Source organism: Mesorhizobium sp. M0601, from assembly GCF_040320845.1.
Taxonomy (GTDB): domain Bacteria; phylum Pseudomonadota; class Alphaproteobacteria; order Rhizobiales; family Rhizobiaceae; genus Mesorhizobium.
Genome location: NZ_JAMYQK010000079.1, coordinates 1 through 8,919, shown reverse-complemented (window position 1 = coordinate 8,919; position 8,919 = coordinate 1). Strand labels below are relative to the sequence as shown.

The window sequence follows — 8,919 nt, the reverse complement described above, 5'->3', positions numbered from 1 at the left end:
TCGGTTCTGGTGCTCAGTCCTTGGAATTGCTCGGCGTCTGAAACACGTCGCTCCGGCCATGTCACTGTCAACGCCCACATGCCCAAGGCGTATCGACGCTACGTGCGCCGACGCATGCGCATCCCAACATCCGCGGCAGTAACTATGACCAGTGAAGGAAAGGAAGAAAGAATGCTGAAAACCCAACACTTGATCAGATGCACGCCCTCGGGTTCGCCGGCATGGCGGCCGCCTGCGGGAGCTTGCCGAGCAGGACAGTGCTGGCGACCTAAGTCGCGACGAGTGGCTCGGCCTGATGCTCGATCGCAGCTCCAACTGATCCGCACGATAGAAATGCAAATCTGCATTACCATCAATAGCAGAGGCCCGCGTTGTCGAGCAGTTGCCCCGGAGCTCGTGCCGGCCGCCCAAGGAGCGTACCGGTAAAATGGAGTGAAATCCTTAGCCGTTCCTTCATTCATCCCGGCTTTAATACTTCCATGGAATGGGGTGGCCGTATCTTGAGGCGGTTTGTTAGCCGTCAGCGACAAACAGGCGAGAGCGGCAACATTGCTACTATTTTTGCCCTGTCGTTGCCGATTGTCGTCGGCGCAGCGGGTCTCGGCATCGAGACCTCCTACTGGTATTTTAGCAGCCTGAAATTACAGGCGGTGGCGGATGCGGCGGCCTATGCTGGCGCTTTGGAAAAGGTTTCGGGATCTGACAAGCCAACGATTGTCTCCGCCGCGACACTGTCAGCGACGACGAACGGCTGGGACCCGTCAACAGGCACAATCGAAATCTTCACGCCCCCGTCCTCTGGCCCGAATGTCGCCCAAAAGGCCGTCGAGGTCATCGTCCATCAGAACCTCGATCGGTTTTTTACATCGATATTCACCCAAAACCCGGTCGGCGCACGGGCAAGAGCGGTGGCTCTTATCACGGCTGCTTCAAAGGCCTGCCTTACGGCGCTCGATCCTTCCGCTTCGAAAGCGGCGCTGTTTTCCGGCAGTTCCAACCTCAAACTGACCGGCTGCGTCGTAATGTCGAATTCGATAGCCGCGGACGCCATCAAGCTTCAGGGATCGGCAAGCCTTCAGGTCGATTGCCTAATATCGGCAGGCGGTGTTTCGTTGAGCGACCCCGTGACGACCGTCTGCGCCAGCCCGATAACCCAGGCGTTGCCCGCTGCCGATCCTTTTGCCGACTTGCCGGCGCCACCGGCCACGAACCCCTGTCAAAACAGCAACCAGTCGACGTTGCAACCTGGAACATACTGCAGGGGGCTCAGCTTGAGCGGCAATGTGACGCTCTCGGCCGGGGTATACGTCATTCAGGGAGGAGATTTCAAAGCGAACTCGAATGCAAATATTTCAGGCGAGGGAGTCATCATCTATCTGGCCGGCAGCGCGGGCGTCAGCATGAACGGCACGGCCACCGTCAAGCTCAGCGCACCGACGTTAGGCACCTATTCGGGGGTGCTGTTTTACGGCGACAAAGCTAACCGGACGGGATCGAACACGTTTAATGGCACGGCAGATTCGCTTTTGACCGGCGCTTTGTATTTTCCAACACAGGATGTCAATTACCTCGGCAATTTCTCGGGCAAAGGTGGTTGCACTCAGGTCGTCGCCAGTTCCGTGCAGTGGTCCGGCAATGCGAACGTCAATCAGGATTGCACGAGCCTTGGAATGCGAGACATTCCGGCCACGCAATCGATAAAGCTTGTCGAGTAATCTTCGTGGCACGGTTACCAGCCCGAATGTTCGGGAGCGATTCGGGTATTGCCTCGGTGGAGTTTGCGCTGGTTGTGCCGATCCTTTGCCTGGTACTTCTTGCCATCATTGACGGCTGGTCTTTTGTATCAGGCGCGTTGTCGATGCGTGCGGGCGTGAAAACGGCGGCCAATCTCGTGATGCAAGGGGCAGCCGACGACGCGGCTACCCAGACCGTCGCCCTTTCGAGCTGGGAAAATCATCCCGATGACGCGCAGGTGACGCTGAGCCGGAAACATATGTGCGGGATCACCGTGGTCGATCCATCTGTGCTGTGCGACAGTTTGAAAGCTTCCGCGGTTTTCGTTGAAATACAGGCGACGGCCACCTGGTCGCCGCCCTTCAGTTTCGGCGAGTTTTCCCTCTCGCGCGAGCTCAGCCACAAACAGGTGATACGTGTTCGCTAAAGGGAGAGCCTTCATACGTGGGGCATCAGGCGGAGCCGCACTGGAGTTCGCGCTGATCGCGCCTATTCTGATAATGCTTTTGATCGGCATCTTCGCATTCGGCTGGGCTCTGAATGCCATGTCAAGTGTTCGCTATACTCTGGAAACGTCCTCACGAGCGCTGCAAATGAAGAATTCGCTGACCGAAGCCGAGATAAAAGCGATCGCGACGGCAAAATTGCTGAGTTTGGGATTAACCGACGTCGACGTAACAATAGCAATCGACGCCCCCAGCGGCGGCTTTCGAATGGCCCATCTGACCGCCAAATATGCGTTCGCGATCGAGTTTCCGTACTTCGACCGATACTCGATAAATTATGCGACAACTGTCACAGTTCCGTTGGTTGCGTCATGAGCGCACCCAATAGTCTCCTTACGCAACATGCGCAGTGATCGGCTTGTTCTTCTTTGCTTGCGTTCAGGTCTGCTTCACCGCCACCAGCCAGAACGTAGGCTTCGGCGCGGGCCTTCATCCTAGATCGGGGACGGCATGTATGATCACGGCCTTTGCCCCGGCAATGCGCGGCTTGCCGTCCCTCACCTCGGCCGCTATTCCCTGCCTATCGCCATCGCCTGCGTGCTGCACAGCGCGGACTGACGGCAGAGACTCCCTGACGAAGATAATCCCGGCCGCCGGCTCCGCGCTCGCTCACGATCTCGCCAGCGGAAAGTCCATGCACAGCGGGCGCTATCGCTTGACGGCGGTCGGCACCGGCCTGGCGACGAAGAACTTGGCGCAACGTCTGAAGGCGGACGTTGGCACCCCCTTCCGGGCGGACCCATCGGCTACCCGGAAGGGCAGCTCAAGAATCCTGACAGGGCGCTGTATCCAGGCCGAGGCAAGGGGCCGAGGCATATGGAAACCCTTTTTGACCCGACTGGACAGCGATCGCAGCTCGACGCGGGTAACAACGCTCCGCGATTCAATCCGGCTCGCGCGTGGGCGGTTCTGATATACAAGTGGGGTGCCTAACGGAGGTCACAATGGTTGAAGAAGGCGACAACCGCCGCGAACGGAGACAGCGCGTCCTGAAGGGTGCCGCGATCATTAACGGCATCAACAACTCCGAAATCACCTGCACCATTCGAAACCAGAACGTCGGCGGAGCCGAACTCAAGGTGCCGGTCGAAGCCCTGGTGCCGGAGCATTTCCTTCTCTACGTGCCGACCGATGGCGTTGCCTATCGGTCTGTGTTGCGCTGGCGCAGGAACGACCGTGTCGGTGTGCAGTTCACCGAAACAGTGCCCAAACCGCGCCTTCACTATGGCTGAAGTTCTCGTTGCACCAGCCGAGCACCACCGGCAGCAACAGTAGGCACTGACCTTCAACACAGCAAAGGAAGCCGCCGTACTGCCATGGGCAAAGGCTCAACTCACACAAGCCGTCGATTGTCTCGTCGACCTTCAGGTTCTGACCGCTCAGCGCGGCATCGCGCCAAAATGTCGCCGCATCACGTTCATCGGGAACGGACAATGATTGGAACCGAACTCGCCAGCGCGGGCTCGCGGCGGTAGACGACCGAGAGGCTCTGCCGCCCCAGAATTTCCCGGTCAACCGCCGCAACCCCGGGTCGCTATCCTATGATGCGGGCCAGCACCGCGAGGCCGGGCCCCGCCACGGCCGCCGCGGCCATGTCGGCCATCACGCGATTGACCAGCACAATGCTGGCGCCTGCCCCGTACTCGGCAATCCATTTCGCGCCGGGCGTGCCGGAAAGCCTTGCATCGAAGTAGATCGACAATTAGGTCGACGTCGTCAGTTGCCCTGACATCCTCGAGCGTGACGGCATCGGTGATGAAAAGAGCGGTCGTCCATCCGCCGACGAGTACAAGGGCGCTCGCGCAGGTCGTCGCGTCCGCCAACGGCCGATCAGTTGGCAGGCCGCGGGCGCGGTCCCGGGCCGGGCTCGTAAACACCAACAAGACCTTCGACGTTGTTGCATTGATAGGCAATGCCAGCGCAAGCGACATTCGTAGATAAGAGATGGCTTAACTAAGAGTTCCCTCAACCACGCCCGGTCCGAGCAAGGATCGGGTAAACCGGCTCGGGACCCTACTCCTCGGCCAGCTCTCTTCCGGAACCTATTCAGCGGCACCAAAGTTGGGGTGGAGGTCAGGAGTGTGCGATGAGTTCCAAAACTGGGGATGGTCGGCTCTCTTTCATTGAGTTTCAGTCGCCCACGCTGGTCGAGAACGCGCCTGAGGACGGCGAATGGCTTCATGAGATCAAGTACGATGGCTACCGCACCGAACTGATCATTGAGGGCGGCAAAGCGCGAGCCTTCACGCGCCGTGGCTACGACTGGTCGCACCGATACCGACGAATTGTTCAAGCGGCGGCGGGCTTGCCGGTGAAGGCGGGGATCATCGACGGGGAGGCTGTCGTTCTCGGCGACACTGGCCTGCCGGACTACCAAGCGTTGGAACGGGAGTTGGGCAACCCAGACTCGCCGAGGCTCATCTTCTACGCATTCGACCTGCTGCACCTCAACGGGCGCGATCTGCGGCAGCAGCCGCTGGTAAGGCGTAAGGCAGCCCTAGAGAAGCTGCTGAAGAACTCAGCCCCGACATTGACCTACGCCGAACATCTGGAGTTGGGCGGCACGGACGTGTTTGAACATGCCTGCCGTATGGGGTTGGAGGGCATCGTCTCCAAGCGCACCGATGCCACCTACCGCTCAGGGATCCAGACCAGTTGGCTCAAGGTGAAGTGCATCAAGAGCGACACTTTCCCCATCGTGGCATTTGTCGAGAAGCTGGGCGCTCACCCGCGCCGCATCGCATCCCTCTACATCGGTCGCCGCGAGGGCGACCGACTGCTCTATGCCGGGAAGGCCCGCAGCGGCTACACCTTGAGCGTTGCTCAACTGGTTCGAGAGCGGCTCGACCCGCTGATCATCAGCAAGTCGCCTCTGTCAGAGCCCATCGTGAAGCCGAAGGCGACGTGGGTCAGACCAGAGGTGCTGGCCGAGGTACAGTTCAGCGGCGTCACTGATCGCGGCGTGTTGCGCGAGGCAGTATTCAAGGGTCTGCGAGAAGACCTCGTGGCGATCCCGGCCAAGCCTCCGGCGCCATCAAAGCGACGTGGACCAGCCCAGGAACATGGCGTTCCCAGCGAGAACATCCTGCAACTGCTGCCCGACGCGGTCTCGCCCTCCAAGGAAGAGCTTGCGCGCTACTGGCAGAGGGTTGCTGATTACGCACTCGTCCATCTCGGCCACCGACCGCTGAAGCTGGTCCGCCATGCTCTCGGGGCAACCTTCTACCACAAGGGCGCGCTGCCGAAGATCCCCGCAGCAGTGCATCAGTTGCGCGTTCAAAAGCGCGAGGGTGGCGAAGGTGTGCGCGTGTGGGTGGACGACCTTGCCGGCTTGCTGGGGCTGGTCGAGATGGACGCGGTAGAGCTGCATCCCTGGAACGCTACTGTTGACGACATCGAACATGCCGACCGGGTTGTTCTGGACCTTGATCCGGGCGAGGGGGTCGAGTGGGATGAAGTGATCGAGACCGCGCTAACGCTCCGCGACATCATGGAAGCGGAAGGTCTGCAGAGCTGGCCGAAGGTGACGGGCGGCAAGGGCATTCACCTGATGGCCCCACTTGAGACGAAGATTACGCACGACAATGCCCGGCTCCTTGCCCGATCGTTCGCCAAGCGCCTCGCTGAAGCTCATCCCGATCGCTATCTGCTCTCCGCTGCGCCGGCAGCCCGAAAGGGCCGCATCTTCATCGACTACCTTCGCAATGGGCGCGGTAACACGGCGGTCGGCGCCTTCTCCCCACGAGCGCGACCCGGCTTCCCAATCGCCCGTCCCGTGACCTGGAGCCAGGTTGAGGCAGTCATCCGTCCAGATGCCTTCACCATTGACCGTCCGTTTAGGGCGGCTGCGAGAAAAGCAGCGTGAGCAATCTCGCAGCGCATTCTATAGCAGTGGGCGAAGACGCCCAGCGATTCCGCCGAACATTCGATCATGTCAACTACTTGCCGGACGGGTCGATCTCTATCCAGGCGGGCACGTGATCACTCGGCTTTTCCCAGACTCGCAGGTCAGCGTCCACGCCCGCGTCACGTAACCTGTTCGAAAGTGATGGGCTGACGAGGAGGTGGTCCATCCGCAGGCCGGAACTCCGATCATAACCGCCTCGGTAGGAGAAGTCCCAGTACGTGTAGATGCCTTTCTCCGGATGAATGCAGCGGACGGCATCCATCCAGCCATTGTCTAGCATTTCGGCGTAGGCCTGCCTGCTCTCCGGAAAGTAGACTGCGTCGCCTAGCCAACGTCTCGGCACCACCGCATCGATCGGCGTTGGCACGACGTTGTAGTCGCCGCACAGAACGCTTGTGATCCCCTCCTTGAGCAGTAGCTGGCCGTAGCTGATCAGACGGTCGAACCAGCGGAGCTTATAGTCGAATTTCGGGCCGGGCGCTGGATTGCCGTTGGGCAGGTAGATGCACCCCACGACGATCCCATCCACCTCTGCCTCGATATACCGGCTGTGAGTATCGTCAGGGTCACCCGGCAGGCCGCGTCGACGCTCCAGGGGCTCCTTTCCCGTGCGAGTATGGCTACACCGTTGTAGGACTTTTGCCCGTGCCAGATCGAGCCATAACCGGCGTTCCTGACGGCTTCCGCGGGAAATTTCTCATCCGAAGTCTTCAATTCCTGAAGGCACACGATGTCATAGTCGGTCTGAGACCCCTGTGATCTAATCCGGTTTGAAGTTCGTTCTGGCCCATTCAGAGGACCAGGACATGAAACACAGGCTGAGCAGGCGATCGAAACCGCTGAAGTGATCGATATGCATATGCGTCACGAAGACGCGCGAGATCCCCAGATTTCAAGCGGCGAAAGCGTCGAAAGATCTCCGAGATCGAACAGCATGGCCCTGTTGCCGAAGCGGAAATCCAGTAGCAGGCCCAGATCGGAAAAAGGTTCGATTACCAAGCGTGGCTGGACGAAAAGCGTCACCGCGAGAAGACCGCCGCGAGCGATGCTGCCTTCATCCGTTCAGCTTCTCTTTGCCGGGCCGGCATATTGGTCGACCGCTCCGGCCATCTGGAGCATGAGTGTCTCCATGGAGATGGAATTCCCGCCATAGGGGTAGAAGTCGGATTTATCGCCTTTCTTCCATTTCTCCCGCAGCTCGGGTTCGGTGATGTCCCAGTCGCGATAGGTTCTTCGCGCCAGTTCGCGCAGTTCTGCGTGCAATTCGGCGGTGGAGGGGCGGCCCCAGTAATAATAACCGTTGTGGACCTTGAAGACTTCGAGGTCCCGCCCGAGCACGATCGTGTGCGGGATCATCACGTCGTGCGTGGTGTCGGTGTATTCCTTGATGTCCAGGTCCTTCTGCACGAGCCGTTCCTCGTCACACAGAAAGGGCCAAGGTGCCGAGGTCTGCTGGCGGTAATTGTTGGTCGTATGCCAATCATCCGTGGTGATCGTGACGAGCTGGGTGTAGCCGACGACCAATTGCGGGTGAAACCGCACCAGTTCGAGCATTTGCTGCCGGTCCTTTGGGCAGAAGAACCCACGCGTCAGCATCACGATCATCAGCTGGTCGCCCTGCAGGTCCGACAGCCGCCGTGGCGTCTTGGTGTGGTCGGGAAGAACGTAGTCGGGGAACTTCGCGCCAGCCACAATGTCTTGTCTCATTCTCAGTCGCTCCCATAGATCCGGTTCCTGTAACTTCCGAACAAAAGACTCCTCCCCATGTTCCTTGATTCCAGGCAAGCCGAATAAGACGGGCCGGCTCTTAGGGCCGCCTGCCGTCGAACCGACGACCACCATCACGAGCGCATCCAACTCGACTTCGCCATCGACGATCGTCTTGCCGCCCTTTCTTCGAACATTGAGCTCCGAGGTTTTCGGCCGCCTGTCTTTCGAGTTCGTCGATCACTCCCGTGATTGTCGCTAAGCGGACCTCCGTGATATCCGCGTAACCGCCGTGTAGCGCGTGATGGCACGCTCGTCGGGATCCTCTCCTGGAAATGCACGGTAGCGTTGGCGGCGGCCGACAATTTATGCCGAAAGCTTTGACCGGCGAAGCGCATACGAACTGGACATCGGGGCCTTGTCGCATGACATTCATGGCCGCAAGTTCGGCGGTGCTGCAGCCGCCGATCCGCCAGCAGGCTTCGAGCACACCCGACTTCCACTTCTGAGCAAATCAGATTCAAGGCTGTCTTTTGCAGGCAGCCATGGGAATTATGGATCGTCTGATCCTCCGCGACGACCAGTGGGAGTGGATATCAGGTCACATGATCGGCGATGAGCCGCGCTCATTGCAGTGAAAGGTTACGATCGATCGCGATGCCCGGGTGCCTTCACGCGACGGCACATGCTACGCGTCTTGGACGGGCGGGCCGCGGCAGGTGAAGCACGCTTGCGATGGCCCGAATCTGGCTTGCTTCTCCAGTAACCCGGAAGACGCCAGGGACGCGCTGCGCTGGACGCGTGCCCTAGCCGTCGAGCTCCCATCTATCGGTTCGTCCGCTCCATATCCGGCCGGACAGGGCCGCACCCTTGGGCTGTTCAAAGGCGCTTGCATCTTCCCTGCGCCGACAATCAGCAACCTTCGTCGGTCTTTTTCACCTGGCCTGGCGCGGCGGTGTTGGCTGTCGTGTCCTGCTGACCTGGCGCAGCCTGCTGGGCGCTGCCAGTCTGCTGGCCGGGCGCGCAGTCTCTGGCCGAGTTCGGATTTGTGGTGCCGCTGGTGGT

General features: G+C 59.9%; 8 protein-coding genes and 3 pseudogenes. 6 read left to right on the top strand and 5 right to left on the bottom strand.

What is annotated here, in order from left to right:
• Window positions 1–479 precede the first annotated feature (479 nt).
• From NKI41_RS32450 to NKI41_RS32430, 5 genes and pseudogenes are all read left to right on the top strand, one after another.
• A complete protein-coding gene (locus tag NKI41_RS32450; protein ID WP_352687046.1) occupies window positions 480–1,715 on the top strand; it encodes a pilus assembly protein TadG-related protein in 1,236 nt (411 codons plus the stop codon).
• Between the two features lie 26 nt (window positions 1,716–1,741).
• Window positions 1,742–2,161: a TadE/TadG family type IV pilus assembly protein gene (locus NKI41_RS32445; RefSeq protein WP_352687044.1), complete on the top strand. Its 420-nt coding sequence runs from the start codon at window positions 1,742–1,744 to the stop codon at window positions 2,159–2,161.
• Window positions 2,151–2,294, top strand: a pseudogene (locus tag NKI41_RS32440) (TadE/TadG family type IV pilus assembly protein); the annotation flags it as partial. The gene NKI41_RS32445 and the pseudogene NKI41_RS32440, both read left to right, overlap by 11 nt.
• 33 nt (window positions 2,295–2,327) lie before the next feature.
• Window positions 2,328–2,555 (top strand): hypothetical protein, encoded by a 228-nt coding sequence (locus NKI41_RS32435; protein WP_352474378.1) that lies wholly within the window; start codon window positions 2,328–2,330, stop codon window positions 2,553–2,555.
• A 629-nt stretch (window positions 2,556–3,184) separates the two neighbouring features.
• On the top strand, window positions 3,185–3,472 hold the full coding sequence (locus NKI41_RS32430) for a PilZ domain-containing protein (RefSeq protein WP_352474370.1): 288 nt from the start codon (window positions 3,185–3,187) through the stop codon (window positions 3,470–3,472).
• Between the two features lie 302 nt (window positions 3,473–3,774).
• Here NKI41_RS32430 and NKI41_RS32425 read toward each other — a convergent pair whose 3' ends face one another.
• Window positions 3,775–3,942: a hypothetical protein gene (locus NKI41_RS32425; RefSeq protein WP_352502857.1), complete on the bottom strand. Its 168-nt coding sequence runs from the start codon at window positions 3,940–3,942 to the stop codon at window positions 3,775–3,777.
• A 384-nt stretch (window positions 3,943–4,326) separates the two neighbouring features.
• On the opposite strand from NKI41_RS32425, the gene ligD reads away from it, so the two are divergent.
• Window positions 4,327–6,105 (top strand): DNA ligase D, encoded by a 1,779-nt coding sequence (gene ligD, locus NKI41_RS32420; RefSeq protein ID WP_352687042.1) that lies wholly within the window; start codon window positions 4,327–4,329, stop codon window positions 6,103–6,105.
• A gap of 73 nt (window positions 6,106–6,178) precedes the next feature.
• Here ligD and xth read toward each other — a convergent pair.
• The 4 genes and pseudogenes from xth to NKI41_RS32395 form a co-directional block, all read right to left on the bottom strand.
• Window positions 6,179–6,894, bottom strand: a pseudogene (xth, locus tag NKI41_RS32415) (exodeoxyribonuclease III); the annotation flags it as partial.
• 13 nt (window positions 6,895–6,907) lie between these two features.
• On the bottom strand, window positions 6,908–7,006 hold the full coding sequence (locus NKI41_RS32405) for a hypothetical protein (protein WP_352503896.1): 99 nt from the start codon (window positions 7,004–7,006) through the stop codon (window positions 6,908–6,910).
• 203 nt (window positions 7,007–7,209) lie between these two features.
• The gene (locus NKI41_RS32400) at window positions 7,210–7,854 is read right to left on the bottom strand and encodes a redoxin domain-containing protein (RefSeq protein ID WP_352503897.1); all 645 of its coding nucleotides are present in this window, start codon (window positions 7,852–7,854) and stop codon (window positions 7,210–7,212) included.
• A 100-nt stretch (window positions 7,855–7,954) separates the two neighbouring features.
• Window positions 7,955–8,347 (bottom strand): annotated as a pseudogene (locus NKI41_RS32395) (DUF3182 family protein); the annotation flags it as partial.
• Between the last annotated feature and the right edge of the window lie 572 nt (window positions 8,348–8,919).